The organism is Ectothiorhodospira sp. BSL-9, from assembly GCF_001632845.1.
GTDB lineage: Bacteria > Pseudomonadota > Gammaproteobacteria > Ectothiorhodospirales > Ectothiorhodospiraceae > Ectothiorhodospira.
In genome coordinates, this window is sequence record NZ_CP011994.1 from 2,868,820 (window position 1) to 2,888,579 (window position 19,760).

General features: G+C 62.9%; 19 protein-coding genes. 4 read left to right on the forward strand and 15 right to left on the reverse strand.

What is annotated here, in order from left to right:
- Positions 1 to 41: 41 nt before the first annotated feature.
- Complete coding sequence (locus ECTOBSL9_RS13375; RefSeq protein ID WP_025281694.1) at positions 42 to 425, reverse strand: phasin family protein; 384 nt, start codon at positions 423 to 425, stop codon at positions 42 to 44.
- A gap of 297 nt (positions 426 to 722) precedes the next feature.
- Here ECTOBSL9_RS13375 and ECTOBSL9_RS13380 point away from each other — a divergent pair, with 297 nt between their 5' ends.
- A complete protein-coding gene (locus ECTOBSL9_RS13380; RefSeq protein ID WP_063465459.1) occupies positions 723 to 1,433 on the forward strand; it encodes a DJ-1/PfpI family protein in 711 nt (236 codons plus the stop codon).
- 18 nt (positions 1,434 to 1,451) lie between these two features.
- On the opposite strand, the gene ECTOBSL9_RS13385 is transcribed toward ECTOBSL9_RS13380, so the two are convergent.
- Both ECTOBSL9_RS13385 and ECTOBSL9_RS13390 read right to left on the reverse strand, forming a co-directional pair.
- Positions 1,452 to 3,059, reverse strand: coding sequence for a DNA polymerase Y family protein (locus ECTOBSL9_RS13385; protein ID WP_082829940.1), 1,608 nt, complete (start codon positions 3,057 to 3,059; stop codon positions 1,452 to 1,454).
- Between the two features lie 204 nt (positions 3,060 to 3,263).
- Positions 3,264 to 5,588 carry an NADP-dependent malic enzyme gene (locus ECTOBSL9_RS13390; protein ID WP_063465460.1) on the reverse strand — a complete coding sequence of 775 codons (2,325 nt, stop codon included), beginning with the start codon at positions 5,586 to 5,588 and terminating at the stop codon, positions 3,264 to 3,266.
- A gap of 151 nt (positions 5,589 to 5,739) precedes the next feature.
- Here ECTOBSL9_RS13390 and ECTOBSL9_RS13395 point away from each other — a divergent pair, with 151 nt between their 5' ends.
- On the forward strand, positions 5,740 to 6,465 hold the full coding sequence (locus ECTOBSL9_RS13395) for an SDR family oxidoreductase (RefSeq protein WP_240480989.1): 726 nt from the start codon (positions 5,740 to 5,742) through the stop codon (positions 6,463 to 6,465).
- Between the two features lie 394 nt (positions 6,466 to 6,859).
- Here the strand turns inward: ECTOBSL9_RS13395 and ECTOBSL9_RS13400 are convergent, their stop codons facing one another.
- Positions 6,860 to 8,212 (reverse strand): adenosylmethionine--8-amino-7-oxononanoate transaminase, encoded by a 1,353-nt coding sequence (locus ECTOBSL9_RS13400; RefSeq protein ID WP_063465462.1) that lies wholly within the window; start codon positions 8,210 to 8,212, stop codon positions 6,860 to 6,862.
- A gap of 88 nt (positions 8,213 to 8,300) precedes the next feature.
- Positions 8,301 to 9,665, reverse strand: coding sequence for a KamA family radical SAM protein (locus tag ECTOBSL9_RS13405; RefSeq protein ID WP_063465463.1), 1,365 nt, complete (start codon positions 9,663 to 9,665; stop codon positions 8,301 to 8,303).
- A gap of 214 nt (positions 9,666 to 9,879) precedes the next feature.
- Between ECTOBSL9_RS13405 and ECTOBSL9_RS13410 the strand changes: the two genes are divergently transcribed.
- Entirely contained in the window at positions 9,880 to 10,995 is a 1,116-nt protein-coding gene (locus tag ECTOBSL9_RS13410) for an aminotransferase class V-fold PLP-dependent enzyme (RefSeq protein ID WP_063465464.1), read from the forward strand.
- A gap of 9 nt (positions 10,996 to 11,004) precedes the next feature.
- Here the strand turns inward: ECTOBSL9_RS13410 and ECTOBSL9_RS13415 are convergent, their stop codons facing one another.
- From ECTOBSL9_RS13415 to fabD, 10 genes are all read right to left on the reverse strand, one after another.
- Positions 11,005 to 11,814 carry a TatD family hydrolase gene (locus ECTOBSL9_RS13415; RefSeq protein WP_063465465.1) on the reverse strand — a complete coding sequence of 270 codons (810 nt, stop codon included), beginning with the start codon at positions 11,812 to 11,814 and terminating at the stop codon, positions 11,005 to 11,007.
- Between the two features lie 11 nt (positions 11,815 to 11,825).
- Positions 11,826 to 12,167 carry a PilZ domain-containing protein gene (locus tag ECTOBSL9_RS13420; RefSeq protein ID WP_025281703.1) on the reverse strand — a complete coding sequence of 114 codons (342 nt, stop codon included), beginning with the start codon at positions 12,165 to 12,167 and terminating at the stop codon, positions 11,826 to 11,828.
- Positions 12,168 to 12,213: 46 nt separating this feature from the next.
- On the reverse strand, positions 12,214 to 13,200 hold the full coding sequence (gene holB / locus ECTOBSL9_RS13425; RefSeq protein ID WP_063465466.1) for a DNA polymerase III subunit delta': 987 nt from the start codon (positions 13,198 to 13,200) through the stop codon (positions 12,214 to 12,216).
- The gene (gene tmk / locus ECTOBSL9_RS13430; RefSeq protein ID WP_063465467.1) at positions 13,197 to 13,880 is read right to left on the reverse strand and encodes a dTMP kinase; all 684 of its coding nucleotides are present in this window, start codon (positions 13,878 to 13,880) and stop codon (positions 13,197 to 13,199) included. Before tmk ends, holB begins: the two co-directional genes overlap by 4 nt.
- A 19-nt stretch (positions 13,881 to 13,899) precedes the next feature.
- Positions 13,900 to 14,907 (reverse strand): endolytic transglycosylase MltG, encoded by a 1,008-nt coding sequence (gene mltG, locus ECTOBSL9_RS13435; protein WP_063466207.1) that lies wholly within the window; start codon positions 14,905 to 14,907, stop codon positions 13,900 to 13,902.
- 22 nt (positions 14,908 to 14,929) lie between these two features.
- Positions 14,930 to 15,724, reverse strand: a complete 795-nt coding sequence (gene pabC / locus ECTOBSL9_RS13440; protein ID WP_063465468.1) for an aminodeoxychorismate lyase — start codon at positions 15,722 to 15,724, stop codon at positions 14,930 to 14,932.
- 47 nt (positions 15,725 to 15,771) lie between these two features.
- Positions 15,772 to 17,010 (reverse strand): beta-ketoacyl-ACP synthase II, encoded by a 1,239-nt coding sequence (gene fabF / locus ECTOBSL9_RS13445; RefSeq protein WP_063465469.1) that lies wholly within the window; start codon positions 17,008 to 17,010, stop codon positions 15,772 to 15,774.
- A gap of 137 nt (positions 17,011 to 17,147) precedes the next feature.
- Positions 17,148 to 17,390: an acyl carrier protein gene (acpP, locus tag ECTOBSL9_RS13450; RefSeq protein WP_063465470.1), complete on the reverse strand. Its 243-nt coding sequence runs from the start codon at positions 17,388 to 17,390 to the stop codon at positions 17,148 to 17,150.
- Between the two features lie 206 nt (positions 17,391 to 17,596).
- Positions 17,597 to 18,340, reverse strand: a complete 744-nt coding sequence (fabG, locus tag ECTOBSL9_RS13455) for a 3-oxoacyl-ACP reductase FabG (protein WP_063465471.1) — start codon at positions 18,338 to 18,340, stop codon at positions 17,597 to 17,599.
- Between the two features lie 41 nt (positions 18,341 to 18,381).
- Positions 18,382 to 19,317: an ACP S-malonyltransferase gene (gene fabD / locus ECTOBSL9_RS13460; RefSeq protein ID WP_063465472.1), complete on the reverse strand. Its 936-nt coding sequence runs from the start codon at positions 19,315 to 19,317 to the stop codon at positions 18,382 to 18,384.
- 168 nt (positions 19,318 to 19,485) lie between these two features.
- On the opposite strand from fabD, the gene infA reads away from it, so the two are divergent.
- The gene (infA, locus tag ECTOBSL9_RS13465) at positions 19,486 to 19,704 is read left to right on the forward strand and encodes a translation initiation factor IF-1 (protein WP_025281712.1); all 219 of its coding nucleotides are present in this window, start codon (positions 19,486 to 19,488) and stop codon (positions 19,702 to 19,704) included.
- Positions 19,705 to 19,760: the final 56 nt, after the last annotated feature.

Consider the following 19,760-nt stretch of genomic DNA (forward strand, 5'->3'; position numbering starts at 1 on the left):
ATGCCCGTAAAGGGGCGTCGGATTATTCAGCCTTCAGAAGCTCAGGCGCTCTTGCGGGCGGCGCTCTTCTTGGCAGCGTCCAGGTTGGAGACGGTGGCAACACTCTCTTCACCCAGCTTCTGCACTTCTTCAGCATAACCGCGCTGCAGTTCGACCAGCTCGGTGGTGTCCTTGGCGACCTTTTCGCTCAGGGACTTGGCAGCCTCGCTTTGGGCGCTCACATAGGCCTGAAGACTCTGCGAATCGCTAACGGTCTGCATGGCACGCATCTGCTCGATGGCTACTTCGGAGTAGCTGCGGAACATGCTGATCTGGTAGTCCACCAGCTTGGCCATATGGTCAAGGGTGACATTGTTGAACTTGCGTGCCGGAGCCGCCAGCTTGTCAAACTGCTCTTGGGCACTGACAAAGATATCGTTGTACATGGCAAATCTCCTGTCTTTCTGTGGTTAAGGCAGGTGAATTCCTGACCTTGTTGCGTTGCAGCATAGCGCAGTTTTTTGTGCAGTGCAACAACTGAATTCATTGCGCGGAGAGTGACCCATTCAGGCCAGCGATACCCCCGAGAACCCCCAGCGTTATGATTTCCTTGAAAATTAAGTGGGGAAGACACCGAAATAGAAGCCAAAACCTGCCTGGATGTAGTAGATTCAACGAAATTTTTTTCGTTCTTGCCCGGGCCTGGATCCGTTCAGGTGTGGGCAGCGTCAAGGAACCTACTGATGAGCGACAAAGGTAACCGCAGCACACTTGTCGGCATCCTGGTCTTCGACCAGGTGGAAGTTCTGGACTTTGCCGGCCCCTTCGAGGTGTTCTCCACCACGCGCCTGGACGAGGCCCGAAGGGCCGAAACCGATTCCCCCTTCGATATCCGCCTGATTGCCGAGCACAAGCAGGTGATCACGACGACCGGGGGCATGATGGTGGTGCCTCATCACGATTTCGAAGACTGCCCGGACCTGGACATCCTGGTGGTTCCCGGCGGACGGGGGGCCCGGCGGGAGATCAGCAACATCCGGCTGATGGAATGGTTGCGGCAACAGTCCGATGGACTGTCCCTGCTGGCCGGTGTGTGCACCGGCTCCATGCTGCTGGGGCAGGCAGGCCTGCTGGAGGGCCTGCGCGCCACCACCCACTGGCGTTCGCTGGACTGGATGCGGGAGTATTTCCCGGATGTCATGGTGGTGGAGGATGAGTTCGTGGTGGATGCCGGCTCGGTGATCACCTCTGCGGGCATCTCCGCCGGCATCGACATGGCCCTGCAACTGGTGCTGCGTTTCCACGGCCAGGAGGTGGCCCGGGCCGCCGCCCGTTACATGGAATACCCGTTCCCGGAGAACAGCCGCCTCAGGATGGTGCAGGACATCAAGGATGCGGCCGACCGTTCACAGCAGATCCAGGAGGCCCATCAGCAGGATGACTCAGCCCGTTAAGGCGTCATTGGCCGCCCGTCAACCAAACAACCCCTGCAGATACCATCCCCCGTCCGGGTTGCGCAGATCCCGATACAGCCACAGGCCCTGCCCAGCGGGCGTGGAGGCCCGAACATAGTCCCGTCTGACATCCCCGTCATCCCACCAGCCCGACTCGATGCGTTCGTCCGTCTCCACTGGGGTCACAGGGCAGGGGGATGCCATGGGGGGATCCAGCAACCAGACGGGACGCACCCCCGTGGATGGGCGCACCTGACTGCCAGGGTCCCCCTCGCCAATGCCCATCTTCATGAAACACCAGGCCCGTTCAGGGCGATGATCCGCCACGCAGGCCAACCCCTTGACCGCATCCTCGCCCAGACGGGCCCGCAGACGTTCCAGCAGTTGTTGCAGGTCTGCCCGCTGTTCGGACCCCGTGGTGAACAGGGTCTGACCCTGATGATGAGCCAGCGGCGACAGATCCTGCGCCGACACGGTCAGGGCTGTGACCGTGGCCTCGAGCACAGTACGCTCCAACACCTCCCGGCAGACCTCCAACAGGTGTTCTGCATCCCGACTGGGAGACAACAGCCCCACCCGCAGCGGCGTGGATACCCTCCGGTGATGATGCAATGCCACCCGCAGGCGGCTCACGCCCAGACCCCGTCCCCGCAACCAGCCAGCCAGCATCCACAGCAACGATTCCAGCGCGAGGAGCAGCTGGGCATGCCGGTCCACCTCGAAGGGCAGATGCCGAGTGTGCTCGAAGCGGGCCGGTGGATTGAACCGGGGCAGGGGGTCTGGCACCCGTCCACACAATCGATCCAGTTCCCGCAGAAGCTCCGGCCCCAGACGCCGGGCCAGACCCTCACGGGGCAGCCGCAGCAGATCCCCCAATGTGCGCAATCCCAATCCTCTCAATCTTTCCTGGCGTTTGGGGTCATCTTCCAGGGTTTCCAGCGGGGCCTCCCGAAGCAGACGCAGCAGGGCGTCGCCATCCGTGACCGTTGTGCCCGGTGCCCACTGTGCCAGCAGGCGGGAAGCGGAGGGGCAGGGCGCGATCCCCGCCCGCACCTGAAAACCCAGGGGGCCGAGCGCCTCCAGAACCCGGCCCCGCAGGGCCTCCACGCCCCCGAACAGACGCAGGCTGCGCCCGATCTCCAGCAGGATCAAGGGCTCGCCCGGCGGCTGATGCACATGGTCGGTGAATTGCAGTCCCCAACCCGCCAGCGCATCCAGGGCCTGCTGCTCTGCGGAGAGATGACGGGGCAGGGTGATCAATTCCCGGCACAGGGGCAGGGCGGCCGCCAGGGGCATCAGAGGGCAGATGCCCCGTTGCCGGGCACGACGATTGGCGGCATGGACCCACTGCTGCCTGCCTTTCTCCTGGATGATGACCAGGGGATCGGCCACGGCCTCTCCCGCCTGGTGGATCAGATCCAGGCAGAGGTGGGGGAAATACAGGGCCAGCCAGAGATCCGGCCGGGGCGCCGATGAAGCCTCTGGCCTGGATGGAGAGGCTTCAGCAGGCCCGGGAGCACCCCCCGGGCCGTCGTCGGCGCGCACCGGGGGTGCGGTTCGCAACCGGCCAGGCGGCGCAGGCGGGATGCCCGGCAATGCAAGCTGGCCCTGGCGGGGAGTGTGCATGGGGGCGCCTCAATTCCTGTTTACACATACAGTATAGTCGCCCCCATCAACCCGGCACCACCCCCGAGATGACTCAACCGCCCGGTGATCCTAACGCTCATGCATCACGGTCGTGAGTCACCCCAGATGATGAAAGATACGTTACAAGCCCTTCTCCCCCTCGGGGGAGAAGGGAGTGTCTGTAGCTGACCTGGTTCTTTCACGTTAACCGGGTCGCTGTGGCGTGATGTCGTAGCGCCGCTCGCCCTCGCGTTTTTCATACTGGTTGGCATCCACCACCGCCAGGGCCGTCATGTTCACCAGACGACGCACCGAGGCCGTTTCGGTGAGAATATGTACCGGACGGGCGGCCCCGAGCAGGATCGGGCCCACACTGACACCCTCGCCACTGGAGGCCTTGAGCAGATTGAAGGCAATGTTGGCGGCATCGATATTGGGCATCACCAGCAGGTTGGCCTCGCCCTTGAGGCGACAATGCTGGAACAGGCGATTGCGGATCTCTTCCTTGAGGGCGGCATCGGCGTGCATCTCGCCATCCACCTCCAGGTTCGGATCCATGCGCTCCAGGATATCCCGGGCCCGACTCATCTTCCTGGCAGTTTCCGATTCCACACTGCCAAAATTGGAGTGGGAGACCAGGGCCACCTTGGGCGTGAGGCCGAAATTGCGCACTTCTTCGGCGGCCATCAGGGTGATCTCTGCCAGGGTCTGGGCATCCGGGTTCTCATTCACATAGGTATCGCAGATGAACAGGGTGCGATGGGGCAGCATCAACAGGTTCATGGTGGCAAACGTGCGCACCTCCGGGGCCAGGCCGATGACATCGCTGACGTGCTTGAGATGGTAGGCGTGCTGACCCACCATGCCGCAGATCATGGCGTCCGCCTCCCCATTGCGCACCAGCATGCTGCCGATCAGGGTGTTGTTGCTGCGGATGCGGTGCTTGGCCACATCCGGCGTGACCCCGCGACGCCCCATCATGCTGTGATAATCCGACCAGAAGTCCCGGAAGCGGGGATCGGAATCCGGGTTGATCAGCTCGAAATCCTTGCCCGGCGTCAGTTGCAGGCCAATGCGCTCGATGCGCGACTGAACCACCTCGGGGCGGCCGATGACCACCGGGTGCGCCAGTCCCTCCTCGAGCACCGTCTGCACGGCACGCAGCACCCGCTCGTCCTCGCCCTCGGGGTAGATCACCCGACGTGGCGCCGCCTTGGCGGCGGCGAACACCGGTTTCATGACGAAACCGGACTGATACACGAAGTTGTTGAGATGATCCCGATAGGTCCACAACTCCTCGATGGGCGCCGTGGCCACTCCCGAATCCATGGCGGCCTTGGCCACCATGGGGGCAATCTTGACGATCAGCCGGGGGTCAAAGGGTTTTGGGATCAGATAGGAAGGCCCGAAACGCAGGCCTTCATCCCCGTAGGCCTTGGCCACCACTTCGGAAGGCTCGGCCCGGGCCAGTTCCGCCAGGGCCTTGACCGCCGCCACCTTCATCTCATCGGTGATGGTGCGGGCGCCCACATCCAGGGCCCCCCGGAAGATGAACGGGAAACACAGCACGTTGTTCACCTGGTTGGGATAGTCGGAACGCCCCGTGGCCATCACGGCATCCTGGCGCACCTCCAGCACCTCCTCGGGGAGGATTTCCGGATCCGGGTTGGCCAGGGCCATGATCAGCGGGTTGGGCGCCATTCGCGCCACCATGTCCTTCTTGAGAACACCGCCCGCAGAGAGCCCCAGGAAGATATCGGCACCGTCCATGACCTCGCCCAGGGAACGGGCATCCGTGGCCTGGGCAAAGCGCTGCTTGATGGTATCCATCTCCTCGGGGCGGCCCTTGTAGAGCACCCCATGGATATCCGTGACCCAGATGTTATCCAGGGGCAGACCCAGGGTGACCAGCAGATCCAGGCAGGCGAGGGCGGCAGCACCGGCCCCGGAAGTCACCAGTTTGACGTTGCTCAGATCCTTGCCGGACAGCTGCATGGCGTTGAGCACGGCTGCGGCCACAACGATGGCGGTACCATGCTGGTCATCGTGAAACACCGGGATGTTCATGCGTTCGCGCAGCCGGCTCTCGATATAGAAACACTCCGGCGCCTTGATATCCTCGAGATTGATGCCCCCGAAGGTGGGCTCCATGGCGGCGATGATGTCCACCAGCTTGTCCGGGTTGTTCTCGTTCAACTCGATGTCGAACACATCGATATTGGCGAACTTCTTGAATAGCACCGCCTTGCCTTCCATGACCGGCTTGGCCGCCAGAGGCCCCACGGCCCCCAGACCCAGCACTGCGGTGCCATTGGTGACCACCCCCACCAGGTTCGCACGGGCAGTCAGCCTGCCAGCCTCGCTGGGGTCGGCAGCGATGGCCCGGGAGGCCGCCGCCACGCCGGGGGAGTAGGCCAGGGCCAGATCCCGCTGGTTGGTCAGCCCCTTGGTGGGCACCACGGAGATCTTTCCGGGGGTAGGGTAGAGGTGGTAATCGAGTGCAGCCTGGTCGAGCGAGGTCTTATCCATGGTTCCCTTGGGTCTCCGGGGCTTGGATCGTGGATCAATGGGGGGTGTATTATGGGCGCTTACAGACATTCCCGCATCCAGCATGCGACAGGGGGCAGCCATGCCAGGACGAAAAAAAGGTTGGACCGTAGTCACAGGAGCGGGCAGCGGCATGGGCCGGGCCCTTGCCTGGGACCTGGTGAATCGCGGGGGGCGAGTCATCGCCGTTGGCCGCCGGGCCGATGCCCTGGAAGAGACCCGCGCCAAGGCCCCAGAGGCTATCCAGGCGGCCGTAGCCGATGTCTCCACGCCCGCGGGTCGGGACGCGATCGCTCTGGCGGCCGCCGCTCAAGGCACCATTCACGCTGTGGTTCATAACGCTGCCGTGCTCGAGCCCGTGGGCGCCTTGAGCGAGGTCAGCCTGGATGACTGGCGGTACCAGCAGGCCGTAAACGTGGAGGGGCCGCTGTTTCTCACCCAGGCCTTGCTGCCGTACCTGGCCGAGGACGGGCGCATCCTGCAGGTATCCTCCGGCGCGGCCCACCGCAGCCTGCAGGGCTGGGGCGGTTACTGCGCCTCCAAGGCGGCCCTGTACATGCTCTACCAGTGCCTGAGGGATGAATTGGGTGCGCGTGGCATCCATGTGGGCAGCGTACGCCCGGGCGTGGTGGACACCCCCATGCAAACACGGATCCGCGAGACCGACGAACAGCGCTTCCCGGGCGTGGAACGGTTCCGCCGCCTGAAGGCCGAAGGTCAGCTCCAGCAGGCGGAACGGGTGGCCGATTTCATGAGCTGGATCCTGCTGGAAACGGGAGACAAGCAGTTCTCCCTGGAGGAATGGGACATCGAAAACGAGGCGCAGACGCGTCTTTGGAAGGATACGCGGCAGGTTTAGCGGGTTTGATGGGGGCTTCGACACCCCCAGCAGTTCCTGATATCGCGGCTTACGTTTTGGGGGCCTTTTGGTGAAGGGCTGGGATTCCCTTGGCCGGGGGACAGGCAGTCCCGCAGGACCATTGCCTGCCAGCGACATCATTTAACATAATATATATTATGCGTACTACGATAGACTGAATACCGTTGCCCCCACGGCCGCCATCCTTGGACCGATGCGTCCGGTCAGTCTCCGGGGGCGGATTCCTGTAAGCGGGCTTCAGCCGCAGGATGCGGCTGCAGAGCCTACATGGACGTATTCACGGCGTCCCGCTGTAAGGAATCTGCCCCCGGAGACTGACTCCACCCCGGACCCCAAACGAAGCCACCCACAAAGGCCACCCAGGCAAAACCACTCAATCAGCCGCTGTCGCCAGATCAATCCCCTCAGCCATCACCTGAGCCAGAAACCGGATCTGCTCCTCAGTAATCACATAGGGCGGCATCATGTAGGCCACGTTACCCAGTGGCCGCAGCAAGGCACCGCGCTTGAGAGCATGCTGATAGGCAATCAGCCCGCGACGCTCCTGCCAGGGATACGGCTCCCGGGTGGCCTTGTCCTTGACCATCTCCACCGCAGCGATCATCCCGTGCTGACGCACATCCGCCACGTGCGGATGATCCACCAACGGCGCCAGGGACTCCCGAATCACCTGGGCCAGACGCCGGTTACTCCCCAGCACATCCTGCTGCTCAAAAAGATCCAGCGTGGCCAACGCCGCCGTACAGGCCAGCGGATTGGCCGTGTAGGAATGGGAATGCAGGAAGGCATTCAACTTGGTGTAGTCATCGTAAAAGGCCTGATACACCGTGTCGTTGGTGAGTACCACCGACAACGGCAGATACCCCCCGGTCAGCCCCTTGGACAAACACATGAAATCCGGCGTGATGTTCGCCTGCTCACAGGCAAACATCGTCCCCGTGCGCCCGAAACCCACCGCAATCTCATCGGCGATCAAATGCACCCCATGCCGATCACAGGCCTCGCGGAGCAGCTCCAGATAACGGGGATGGTACATGCGCATATGGCCAGCACACTGCACCAGGGGCTCGACGATCACGGCACACGTCTCATGGGCATGGCGCGCCAGGGTCTCTTCCATGGCCTGGAACCGACGCTCGGCCACCTGCTCACAGGTTTCACCCGGCTCACGTTCATAGCAATCTGGCGCCGTGACCGGGATGGGCTTCATGAGCAACGGACCATAAGTGGCCTTGTACAGGGGCACATCGCCCACCGCCAGGGCCCCCAGAGTCTCGCCGTGGTAGCTATTGGTCAGACAGATGAATCGCGTCTTGCCCCCCTGCCCTGTGTTGAGCCAGTAATGAAAGCTCATCTTCAGGGCCACCTCCACCGCTGCTGAGCCGCTGTCGGCATAAAAACAGCGACTCAGCCCCGGAGGCGTGATCTGAACCAGGCGCTCGGAGAGTCTCACCACCGGCTCATGACTGAACCCGGCCAGGATCACGTGCTCCAGCTGATCCAGCTGGTCCCGGATGGCCTGATTGATCACCGGATTGGCGTGACCGAACAGATTCACCCACCAGGAACTGACGGCATCGATGTAGCGATTCCCGTCAAAGTCTTCCAGCCAGACCCCCTCCCCTCGCCGAATGGGCGTTAACGGGAGATGCTCGTGATCCTTCATCTGTGTGCAGGGGTGCCAGACCACTGCCAGATCGCGCTGCTTGATGGCTTCGTTGTTCATCGTCTCACCATGGTGCCAAAACCAGAAAGGGCCGCGATTGCTCGCGGCCCTGCCCTCACCTGCTCCAGTCAGATCATCCGACGAAGGATCAGGCAACCCCCGCCTGCATGGCCTCGTACTCATCCTCGAAGAAGAACTTCTCTTCGCCAAAGGCCGGCTTGAGATGATTCAGCCAGGTGGCCTGGTCATCATAACGGGCAAAGAACGGACGCTGCACCCACTCCGGATTGCGGCCCTGGATGAAGCGCAGCACGAACACCTTCTCGCCGTGAATCTCGGTCACGCCCTGGATCTCCACCTTGCCGGGACCGGCACTCATGGAAGGTCCACGGGCGGTGCGGCTCAGACCGGACACCTGCTTCATGGCATCCCGGTAGATCTCCCAGGCACGGGCCAGCGGCACTTCAAAGTACCGACGGGCGCCGGTATCACGCTCGGCGAACATGTAATACGGGATGATCCCCAGGCGCACCTGCGTTTCCCACATGCGTGCCCACACATCCGGGTCGTCGTTGATGTGCGCCAGCAGCGGACCCTGGCTGCGAATCTCGGCGCCGGTGGCGCGCAGACGACGGATGGCCTCGCGGGCCATGGGGGTTTCCATTTCCCGCCAGTGATTGTAATGGGCCATGATGGCCACATGCTTGCCCGCCTTCACCAGGCGCTCCAGCAGCATGACCAGATCGTCGGCATCGGCGTCGCTCACGAAGCGATGTGGCCAGAAGGTCAACGCCTTGGTGCCGATGCGCACGGTCTGCACATGGTCAAACTCGGGCCCCATCAGCGGCTCCAGATACTGGGCCAGATGCTTGGTCTTCATCACCATCGGGTCACCGCCGGTAATGAGGATATCGCTCACCTCGGGCTTGACACGCAGATAGCCCAGCATGTCGCTGGCCTGGTTGGAGGCGATGCGCAGACTCTTGTCGCCCACAAATTGCGCCCAACGGAAGCAGAAGGTGCAATAGGCATGGCAGGTCTGCCCCTGACTGGGGAAGAACAGCACGGTCTCGCGGTACTTGTGCTGCAGGCCCTGCAAGGGCTCTCCATCCAGTTCCGGGCGGTTCATCTCCATCTGCCCTGCTGGATGCGGGTTCAGTTCTTCGCGCAGTTCACGGGCCAGTGCCACGATCTCGGTGCGATCCGCGCCGCGACGATGCAAATCGGCCATGCGCTCGAAGGCCTCGGGCTCGAGCATGTCGCGCTGCGGGAAGGTCAACTGGTAGATTGGGTCATCCGGTACCTGATCCCAGTCGATCAATTCCTCTATGATGTACTCATTGACACGAAACGGCAGGACGCTGGCCACCACCTTCATCTCGAAGCGGCAGTCGTCGGACAGACGATCCAGGGCCGGAATCTGGTCAAGATTACGGTCGGTGAAGACTTTGAAGGCCCGGGTTTCGAGCTCCCGCAATTCTTCGTGTCGATAAAAATTGAGGACGGAATTCATAGACGCCTCCGATTCTGTGATCAGATCAAGATGCAAAAAGGGATCTTGGATCCAGCGTGACGAAGAACGGGCGCCGCAGGCGTGCCAGCCCTGCTCTCCGAGGAGGCCGCGCATGAAGGCGGCCTTGATGGCAAAGTATTAAGGGGGCAAAGCTTTTCGAATATAACAAACCCTGATGGGCGAAGGCAAACCGCACCCCAAACTGAGGATTGATATGCACCCTGAATTCCCCCTGGCCGACGACATCCTGCACCTGAACCACGCCGCCGTCGGACCATGGCCCGTGCGCACTCAGCGTGCCGTGGCCGCCTTCGCCGAGGAAAACACCCGGCTGGGTTCCCGCCACTACCTGCAATGGCTGAAGGTGGAAAAACGCCTGCGGGAGCGGCTTCAACGGCTCATCCAAGCCCCGTCCGTGGATGATATCGGCCTCCTCAAGAACACCTCCGAGGCCCTGTCCGTGGTGGCACACGGCCTGCCCTGGCAAGCCGGAGAGAATGTGGTCTGCCCCCTTCAGGAGTTCCCTTCCAACCGCATCGTCTGGCAGTCCCTGGAACGCTTCGGGGTGGAAACCCGGCTGGTGGACCTGGCGAAGGTCTCAGACCCGGAGGCTGCCCTGCTGGGCGCCATGGATCGGCGCACGCGCCTGCTCAGCGTGAGCGCCGTGCAATATGCCAGCGGCCTGCGGATGGACCTGAACCGACTGGGCAGCGCCTGCCACAATCGGGGCGTGCTGTTCTGCGTGGATGCCATCCAGCAACTGGGCGCCCTCCCCCTGGATGTACAGGAGTGCCAGGCGGATTTCCTGGCCGCCGATGCCCACAAATGGCTCCTGGGCCCGGAGGGCATTGCCGTGTTCTATTGCGCCGAGCGCCTGCGGGATCAACTCACGCTGCAGCAATTTGGCTGGCACATGGTGGAAGATATGGGCAATTTCGACCGCCTGGACTGGGAGCCGGCCCACTCTGCCCGACGTTTTGAATGCGGCAGCCCCAACATGCTGGGCATCCATGCCCTGGAGGCCAGCCTGTCACTGTTCGAGGAGACAGGCATGGAGTTCGTGGCCGATGCCTTGTCACGCAACGTGGAATACCTCATCGATCTGCTTCGAGCCAGCAAGTTCGACGTGTATTCACCCGTGCAGGCAGATCGTCGGGCGGGGATCGTCACCTTCGGACGCAAGGGCATGGATGCCCAGAAGACCTATCAGCAACTCATGGAAGGCGGGGTGCTATGTGCCCTGCGTGGGGGCGGGATCCGGTTTTCACCGCATTTCTACACCCGCACCGGCCACATGGAGCAGGCCGTGGAGCGTGCAGCCGAAATCTAGCCCTCGGTCTCAGCCCACCCCTGCCAGCGACGAGGAGGCACGATGGGGCGGCGCGCCGAACAGCTGACCATAGTTCGCCGTGGTCTGTTCGGCCAGGCGTTCCAGGGGCACGCCCCGCACGTCCGCCAGGCACTCCGCCACATGACGCACCCAGGCAGGGTGATTGGTCTTGCCCCGGTAAGGCATCGGGGCCAGGTAAGGGGCATCGGTCTCCACCAACAGACGATCATCCGGGACCTGTCGCGCCACGTCCCGCAGGGCCTGGGCATTGCGGAATGTGACGATGCCGGAAAACGACACAAACAGGCCCATGTCCAGCCCGGCGCGGGCCGTGTCCCAGTCTTCGGTGAAGCAGTGCAGCACCCCACCGGTGTCCCGGACCCCCTCCTCCTTGAGGATATCCAGGGTATCCCGACGCGCATCCCGAGTATGGATGATCACCGGCTTGCCCGCGGCCCGAGCAGCCCGCAGGTGGCGACGGAAACGCTCCCGCTGCCACTCCAGGTCCCCTTCATTGTAGTGATAGTCCAGCCCCGTCTCGCCAATGGCCACCACACCCGGATCACCGGCCATGGACACCAGTTCCTCTTCGGTGGGCTCATGCCCCTCCCGCGCACTGGGATGCACGCCCACCGAGCAGGATACCTGTACATAACGAGCAGCCAGATCCTTCACCTGGGCGTAATTGTTCATGTCGATGCACACGCACAGCATGTGATCCACGCCCGCCTCGGCGGCCGCCTGCATCATGCGGTCCCTGTCGCCGTCAAAGGGCTTGAGGTCGATGCGGTCCAGATGACAATGGGAGTCGATAAGCAAGGTGCGAGATCCTACATGGTATGAGTCGGACGATCGGCCTGCAGACTGCCGCCCAGCAGGCCTTCGATCTTGTTGCGGGTGGCACCGTTGTCCTGTTCATTGAACTGCACGCCAATGCCGGGCGTCCGGTTGCCCTGGGCGCGGGGCGGCGTGATCCAGATGATGCGGCCCGCCACGGGCAGGCGTTCGCGCTCCTCCATCAGGGTGAGCAGCATGAAGATCTCATCCCCCAGCTTGTAGGGCTTTTGCGTGGGGATGAACAGGCCGCCATTCTTTACAAAGGGCATGTAGGCGGAATACAGCGAGTTCTTGTCCTTGATGGACAGCGAGAGGATACCTTGTCCCGGTGCCACGATGGCCTCCCCGGTTGGACCTGCCTGGCAGGCGATGCGTGAGGGTTCAGGAGCGGGCCAGATCCCGCCAGGTGATCAGCATGTCCTCCAGGAACATCACGGTATTCACGTTGGAGTCCAGACCCTGGCGCCAGATCAGCAACTGCTGCTGAAGCTGGAACGATGCCTGCAAGTCTAACGCCTTTGCCAGGGCCTGCAAATCCTCGCGCGGGGCAATCCCCGACACCCGGGGGTCATCCGCGCCGGTCATGTGCCAGCGGATCAGGTCATCCACCAGGATCTGCAAGCGGGTGACCCATTCGGTCATGGATGCATCCTTGAGGCGATCCACCAGGCTGCTCAGGGATGCCCGTCGCCCCAGCAGATCCAGAAGGGCACGTCGCTGTGCCTGCCATTCCTCCAAGGCCTCCCCCCCGGCCAGGCTCCGGGCCCGCAGGGGTGACCCCTGCCCCAGGGCCAGCAAACTATCCAGAGACTCCCTGGGCACGGATTCGGCGAGCCATTGCCGGGCCCGGGCAGCATCCGGCATGGGCAATTTGATCTGCTGACAGCGACTGCGGATCGTAGCAGGCAGGCGGGCCGGATGGGCCGTCACCAGGATCAGCACGCCCTCCCCCGGGGGTTCTTCCAAAGTCTTGAGCAGACTGTTGGCCGAGGCATCGTTCATGGCGTCCGCTGGATGAATGATGGCCAGGCGATGGCGCCCATGACTGCGGCTCAGCCCCATGAAACCGGCCAGGCCGCGGATCTGGTCCACAAGGATCCGGGTCTTGCCCGCGGGGATGGTCAGTTCGGTGAGATCCGGATGGGATCCGGCCCGTACCATGTGGCAACCATGGCACTGCCCACAGGGTGCGCCCTCGGCATCGGGGTTGCTGCACAGCAGGCTCTGGGCAAAACGTCGGGCCATCTCCAGTTTGCCCACACCCTGAGGGCCCGTGAACAACAGGCCGTGGGCCAGGCGCCCGGCATCCACCCGCCCCTTGAGGGCCTGCCAGGCCGGCGACAGCCAGGGATAAGGCGCGCCGGTCATGCGCCCCCCCGTTTCCACCCGACATTCACCAGGGCGTCCACCCGGGCGATCAGATCCGCCCTCACCTGCTCCAGGGACTGCTCGGCGTCGATCACGGCGTACCGCCCGGGATTCATCTGCACCCGCATGTGGTAGATGAAACGCACCCGCTCGAAGAACGACAAGGTCTCCTGCTCGAAACGATCGCTCTCGCCCCGCTTGGCCGCACGGGCCAGACCGGTGGCTACCGAGGCATCCAGAAACAGCGTCAGATCGGGCCGGAAGGCGCCTTGCACCCAATTCTCCAGGGCGGCAATACGCTGCACATCGATTTTTCGACCGCCCCCCTGATAGGCGTAGGTGGCATCCGTGAAGCGGTCACTGATCACCCAGGTGCCGGCCTCCAGCGCGGGCAGGATGCGCCTTTGCAGATGCTCGGCCCGGGCGGCAAATACCAGCAGCAACTCCGTGTCCTCATGCATGGGCGGGTAGTCCCGCGACAACAGCAATTCACGCACGGCCTCGCTGATCTGGGTGCCGCCGGGTTCGCGGGTGGTCATCACGGGGATTCCACACCCGCTCAGGTGGTCCGCCAGTGCCTGCACCTGGGTGGACTTGCCCACCCCCTCGATCCCTTCGAGGCAGATGAATTTCCCGCGAACGGGCGCGGCTTGCGTTGGATGATCAGACTGGGTGGTCAATGGGATGAATCCTGGTCAATCAGCGACCGTACCGGCTGGCATCACCACCGAGCTGGTATTTGATCACCGCCTGGCGATGTTCCCGGTAGGTCTCGGAAAAGTGGTGACTGCCATCGCCCCGGGAGACAAAGAACAGGGCCCTGGAGTCCGCCGGATTGGCCACGGCTTCCAGCGCGGCCGCCCCTGGCAGGGCGATGGGCGTGGGCGGCAGGCCGTCACGGGTGTAGGTATTGTAGGGGGTATCCAGACGCAGGTCGCGGCGACGGATACGGCCATCGAAATGCTCAATGCCATAAATCACCGTGGGGTCGGTCTGCAGACGCATGCCACGGCGCAGGCGCTCCACAAAGACCGCCGCCACCATGGGCCGTTCCACCGCCCGGCCCGTCTCCTTCTCGACGATGGAGGCCAGGATCAGGGCTTCGTAGGGATTTGCCAGGGGCAGGTCTTCCTGCCTCGCCTCCCAGGCCGACGCCAGGGCACGCTCCATGCGTTCATGGGCACGGCGCAGGAAGTCCATGTCCGTGGTGCCACGGGGGAAGAGATAGGTATCCGGGAAGAACCAGCCTTCAGGGTGGGCATCCGGCTTCCCCAGGCGTTCCATCACCGAATCGTGGTCGTCGGGCTCCAGGGTGTTCTCGATGTGCTCATGGGCCGCGATGGCCCGCATCATCTGCCGGAAATTCCAGCCCTCGGGGATGGTGAGGCTGTACTGCAGGGTGCGCCCTTGTACGAACAAGGCCAGCAGCGCCGGAGGCGTGAGATCCGGGGTCAGAAGGTACTCACCGGCACGCAGGTCCTGGGCCTTGCCCTCCATGCGCCCGTAGGCCTCCCAGTAATGGGCATTCCCGATGATGCCGGCTTCTGCCAGGTCCTGTCCCACACGCCGCAGCGAGGCCCCGGACGGCACGGTAAATACCTGGTTTTCTGCCACGTTGGCAGGCCTTTCCAGAAACTGTTGATAGTCCCAGGCCAGCGCACCGGCCCCGGCCACGGCCATCAGCAACAGTAGTATCAGGATTCGCATGGGGTAGCCTGTCTCGATGGGGTCATAGGGCCTGTTGCAGGTGGCCAATGAGCGGCGGCATTGGCATGGCACGCCCCTCCAGGGAGCGCACGGGCCAAAGACCGATGAGGGTATTGGTCAGGAACAGCCCATCGGCCTGCCAGAGATCCTCAAGCCGTACCTGTTCCTCCCGGCAGGGCAGCCCCCATGCCCGGCCCGTCTCCAGAACCCGCGCCCGGGTGATACCGGCCACGCCACAGTGTGACAGCTCAGGGGTGACCAGGGCCTCCCCCCGGACCAGAAAAAGATTGCTCATGGTGCCTTCCACTACCTGTTCCGATGTATCCAGCATGAGGCCTTCCTGATACTCGTCGGACCATTCAGACCGGGCCATCACCTGCTCCAGCCGATTCAGGTGCTTGATGCCGGCCAGCGCCGGGTTACGGGAAAGTCGCATCCTGCACAGGCGCACATCCACGCCCACATGCGTTGCCGGAGATGGGGGGTGAGCCAGTTCGGTGAAGGCGAGCAGGCGGCTCGGTTCAGGACAGGAGGGAGGACGATATCCCCGAGGCCCACTGCCCCGGGTGATCATGATCTTGAGGACGCCCCGGGACTGCCCTTCCAGCAGCGAGGAGGCCTCTTGATGCAGCACATCCGGATCGGGCGGCGGGATGTCCAGGCGCTCGCATCCTGCCTGCAGACGACCGAGGTGTCGCGCCCAGAAGCGGGGTGACCCCGCTTCCACCCGCAGGGTTTCAAAAAGACCGTCGCCGTATTGAAGCCCGCGGTCTGTTACCGGCAGGCATTGAGAGGGTTGTCCGTTGACGAGCATCATCGGTCAACCCTCTGCTCTTCTGCTGCCCTTGCGCCGCCGGATAGGCCTTAGATCTTGTTAAAGACCAGGCTGCCGTTGGTGCCACCGAACCCGAAGGAGTTGGAGACAGCCACGCGGGCCTTGGTCTCCCGCGCCGTGTTGGGCACGTAATCCAGATCGCAAGCAGGATCGGGGTTATCCAGGTTGATGGTGGGCGGCAACACGCCATGATGCAGGGCCAGCGCCGAGAAGACCGCCTCGATGCCGCCAGCAGCACCCAGCAGGTGACCGGTCATGGACTTGGTGGAACTCACCGCCGTCTTGTAGGCATGGTCACCCAGGGCACGCTTCACGGCCATGGTCTCGGCCTTGTCGCCGGCCGGGGTGGAGGTGCCATGAGCATTCACATAATCCACTTCATCGGGATTGATGCCGGCGTCCTTCAGGGCCTGCAGCATGCAGGCTGCCGCACCCTCGCCGCCCTCGGAAGGCTGGGTCATATGGTGGGCGTCGGAGTTCCAGCCGAAGCCGGACAACTCGCAGTAGATGCGGGCGCCCCGGGCCTTGGCGTGCTCGTAGTCTTCCAGCACCACAACACCAGCGCCGTCGCCCAGCACGAAGCCGTCGCGGTCCTGGTCCCAGGGGCGACTGGCACGGGTGGGGTCGTCGTTGCGCGTGGACAGGGCCCGGGCCGCGGCAAAACCACCGATACCCAGGGGCGTGGTGGCCATTTCGGCGCCACCGGCCACCATCATGTCCACTTCGCCGTACTTGATCATGCGCGCGGCGTCACCGATGTTGTGCGTACCGGTGGCACAGGCGGAAACGATGGAGATGTTCGGACCCTTGAGGCCGTACATGATGGAGAGGTTGCCCGCGACCATGTTGATGATGGCGCTGGGCACGAAGAATGGGGAGATCTTGCGGGCACCGCCCTTGAGAAAAGCGGCGTAGCTCTTCTCGATATAAGGCAGACCGCCGATACCCGAACCGATGGCCACACCGATACGCTCGGCGTTTTCCTCGGTCACTTCCACCCCGGCGTCACGAATGGCCTGGATCCCGGCGGCCATGCCGTAATGGACGAAGGTGTCCATCTTGCGCTGTTCCTTGGGTGAAATGTAATCGTCAGCGTTGAAATCCCTGACGGCCCCGGAGATGCGCACGGGCATCTCGGATGCGTCAAAGACGTCGATGGGAGAGATGCCACTACGACCCGCGGTGATGTTGTCCCATGCGGTATTGATGGTGGATCCGACCGGCGAGACGATGCCAAGACCGGTGATGACTACGCGCCGTTTAGACAATCTACTGCCCCTTTTTCACGCCGGGCGTGAAATCTTGAAGTTCAACTCTGTACAACCAGCGGTTTGAGCACTCGTGGCCGCGATCAGGGGACTGGTCGCGGCCACGGGCGTTGAACACGGGTATTGGTAATCCCCGATCAGGCGCTCGGCAGGTGCTCATTGATGTAGTCGATGGCCTGCTGAACGGTGGTGATCTTCTCGGCCTGCTCGTCAGGAATTTCGGTTTCGAATTCCTCTTCCAGCGCCATCACCAGTTCAACGGTGTCCAGTGAATCCGCGCCGAGATCGTCCACGAAAGAGGCACTGTTGGTGACGTCTTCCTCTTTAACGCCGAGTTGCTCAACGACGATTTTCTTGACGCGTTCTTCGATATTGCTCATGGTTAACCTATCCCCTTGATTTGAAATGCAGCCGAAGCTGGGCCGCTATTGTATTGAAATCCCTTCGGTCGATCCACTGTGCGTGTTCGCCAAGGGGTGCAGCGCACCCCCGGAAGTATGGACCGCGACCGATGGGCTGTAAACTCTACTGGGCGTGATAAAAAATCAAGCTAAAACATTACCCTGATCATGACCTGGGCCCTGGATCAGCCCATAAACATGCCGCCATTGACGTGCAGGGTCTCCCCGGTCACGTAGGCAGCCGCCGGCGAAGCCAGGAAGGCCACCACCCCAGCCACCTCGGCGGGATCACCCAACCGACCCAGCGGGATCTGGCCCAGCAGGGCATTCTTCTGCTCTTCCGGCAGCCCCCGGGTCATGTCCGTGTCGATAAAGCCCGGCGCCACCGTGTTCACGGTCACGCCACGCGCGCCCACCTCGCGGGCCAGGGACTTGCTGAAGCCCAGCAGGCCCGCCTTGGCGGCGGCGTAATTGGTCTGCCCGGCATTGCCGGAAGAACCCACCACCGAGCCCACGTTGATGATACGCCCCTTGCGGGCCTTCATCATGCCGCGCAGCACGGCCTTGCTCACCCGATAGACGGCGGTCAGGTTGGTCTGGATGATGTCATCCCACTCTTCATCCTTCATCCGCATCAGCAGGTTGTCCCGGGTGATGCCGGCATTGTTCACCAGCACGGTCACAGCGCCGAATTCGCCACTCACCTGCTTGATCAGGCCATCCACATCCTCCGGACGGGTCACGTCCAGGACCATGCCGCGGCCCTTGGCACCCGCCTCGTTCAGATAGGCGGTGATCCCTTCCGCCCCCTTTTCACTGGTGGCGGTACCCACCACGGTCGCACCCTGGCTGGCCAGGGTCAGGGCGATGGATTTGCCAATACCACGGCTGGCGCCCGTCACCAGGGCAATTTCACCTTCAAGAGTCATGCATACTCCTCGTCTGCGGTCTGCAATGGGCAGCGGCCCCGTCAGGACCGGCACATCTCCAGGGCCTGAGCCAGGGACTCAGGATCCTGCACACAGGCCAGTTTCAAAGATTTGTCGATGCGCTTGTTCAAGCCCGTGAGCACCTTGCCGGGCCCCAGTTCCACCACATGGGTGATGCCGTCACCGGCCATGCGCTGAATGGTCTCCACCCAGCGCACAGGGCGGTGAATCTGTGCCGCCAGGGCACCGCGGATCACACTGGCGCCATCGTGACAATCCACGTCCACATTATGGATCACGGGGATGCGGGGAGTGCCCACACGGACCGCATCCAGACGCACATGCATCTGCAGGGCGGCCGACTTCATCAGCTGGCAATGGGAGGGCACGCTCACCGGCAGCTGGACGGCCCGTTTGGCGCCAGCGTCCTTGGCCAACAGGGTGGCACGCTCCACGGCCGCCGTCGCGCCGGCGATCACCACCTGACCGGGGGCATTGAAGTTAACGGCTTCCACCACGCCATCAGCGGAGGCTTCCAGGCAAACGGCCTGCACCTGCTCTTCCGTGAGACCCAGCACAGCCGCCATGGCGCCCTCTCCCTCGGCCACGGCCCCCTGCATCAGGCGACCCCGCTCGGCCACCAGGCGCACGGCCACATCAAAATCCAGGGAATCGGCGCAAACCAGCGCGGTGTACTCGCCAAGGCTATGGCCCGCCATGATCTGGGGCTCGGGGCCGCCTTCGGCATTCCACACCCGCCAGGCGGCCACGCCGGCTGCCAGCATGGCTGGCTGGGTGTTTTCGGTCCGGTTCAGATCCGACTCGGGGCCTTCCTGGGTCAGCGCCCACAGATCCAGCCCCAGTACATCGGAGGCCTCCTGGAAGGTTTCGCGCACTTGCGGATGGGCTTGCGCCAGGGCGCCGAGCATACCCAGGGATTGGGAGCCCTGGCCCGGAAAGACACAGGCGATTCTCATGAGACAAGTCCTTGCGAGGGTCATGGTAAAGCCGCCTAGTGTAGGCAAACCGGGGGGGCGGGGGCAATGCTGGTGACAAACCGCATCAGAAGGGGCAGATAGCTCTTGTGTTATGGCGCACAGTGTTGATAATTACCCCACCTGGATCGCCAAACCCTGTATGGGCATATGTCTAAAGAAGATCACATCGAGCTGGATGGTACGGTGCTGGATAACCTGCCCAACACCATGTTTCGTGTTGAGCTGGATAACGGACACATCGTCACGGCCCACATCTCGGGGCGCATGCGAAAACACTACATCCGTATCCTCCGGGGCGACAGGGTCACCGTGCAGATGACGCCTTACGACCTGAGCAAGGGTCGGATCGTTTACCGGAACAAGTAATCCCCCCTCATCCCAACCCTTCTCCCCCAAGGGGAGAAGGGCTTTGCTGAATTTTC

Bases quoted from the DNA above. Each gene is read 5' to 3' on its own strand.
- ECTOBSL9_RS13375 (WP_025281694.1), bottom strand. From the start codon at position 425: ATGTACAACGATATCTTTGTCAGTGCCCAAGAGCAGTTTGACAAGCTG.
- ECTOBSL9_RS13380 (WP_063465459.1), top strand. From the start codon at position 723: ATGAGCGACAAAGGTAACCGCAGCACACTTGTCGGCATCCTGGTCTTC.
- ECTOBSL9_RS13385 (WP_082829940.1), bottom strand. From the start codon at position 3,059: ATGCACACTCCCCGCCAGGGCCAGCTTGCATTGCCGGGCATCCCGCCT.
- ECTOBSL9_RS13390 (WP_063465460.1), bottom strand. From the start codon at position 5,588: ATGGATAAGACCTCGCTCGACCAGGCTGCACTCGATTACCACCTCTAC.
- ECTOBSL9_RS13395 (WP_240480989.1), top strand. From the start codon at position 5,740: ATGGGCCGGGCCCTTGCCTGGGACCTGGTGAATCGCGGGGGGCGAGTC.
- ECTOBSL9_RS13400 (WP_063465462.1), bottom strand. From the start codon at position 8,212: ATGAACAACGAAGCCATCAAGCAGCGCGATCTGGCAGTGGTCTGGCAC.
- ECTOBSL9_RS13405 (WP_063465463.1), bottom strand. From the start codon at position 9,665: ATGAATTCCGTCCTCAATTTTTATCGACACGAAGAATTGCGGGAGCTC.
- ECTOBSL9_RS13410 (WP_063465464.1), top strand. From the start codon at position 9,880: ATGCACCCTGAATTCCCCCTGGCCGACGACATCCTGCACCTGAACCAC.
- holB (WP_063465466.1), bottom strand. From the start codon at position 13,200: ATGACCGGCGCGCCTTATCCCTGGCTGTCGCCGGCCTGGCAGGCCCTC.
- mltG (WP_063466207.1), bottom strand. From the start codon at position 14,907: ATGCGAATCCTGATACTACTGTTGCTGATGGCCGTGGCCGGGGCCGGT.
- pabC (WP_063465468.1), bottom strand. From the start codon at position 15,724: ATGATGCTCGTCAACGGACAACCCTCTCAATGCCTGCCGGTAACAGAC.
- acpP (WP_063465470.1), bottom strand. From the start codon at position 17,390: ATGAGCAATATCGAAGAACGCGTCAAGAAAATCGTCGTTGAGCAACTC.
- fabG (WP_063465471.1), bottom strand. From the start codon at position 18,340: ATGACTCTTGAAGGTGAAATTGCCCTGGTGACGGGCGCCAGCCGTGGT.
- fabD (WP_063465472.1), bottom strand. From the start codon at position 19,317: ATGAGAATCGCCTGTGTCTTTCCGGGCCAGGGCTCCCAATCCCTGGGT.
- infA (WP_025281712.1), top strand. From the start codon at position 19,486: ATGTCTAAAGAAGATCACATCGAGCTGGATGGTACGGTGCTGGATAAC.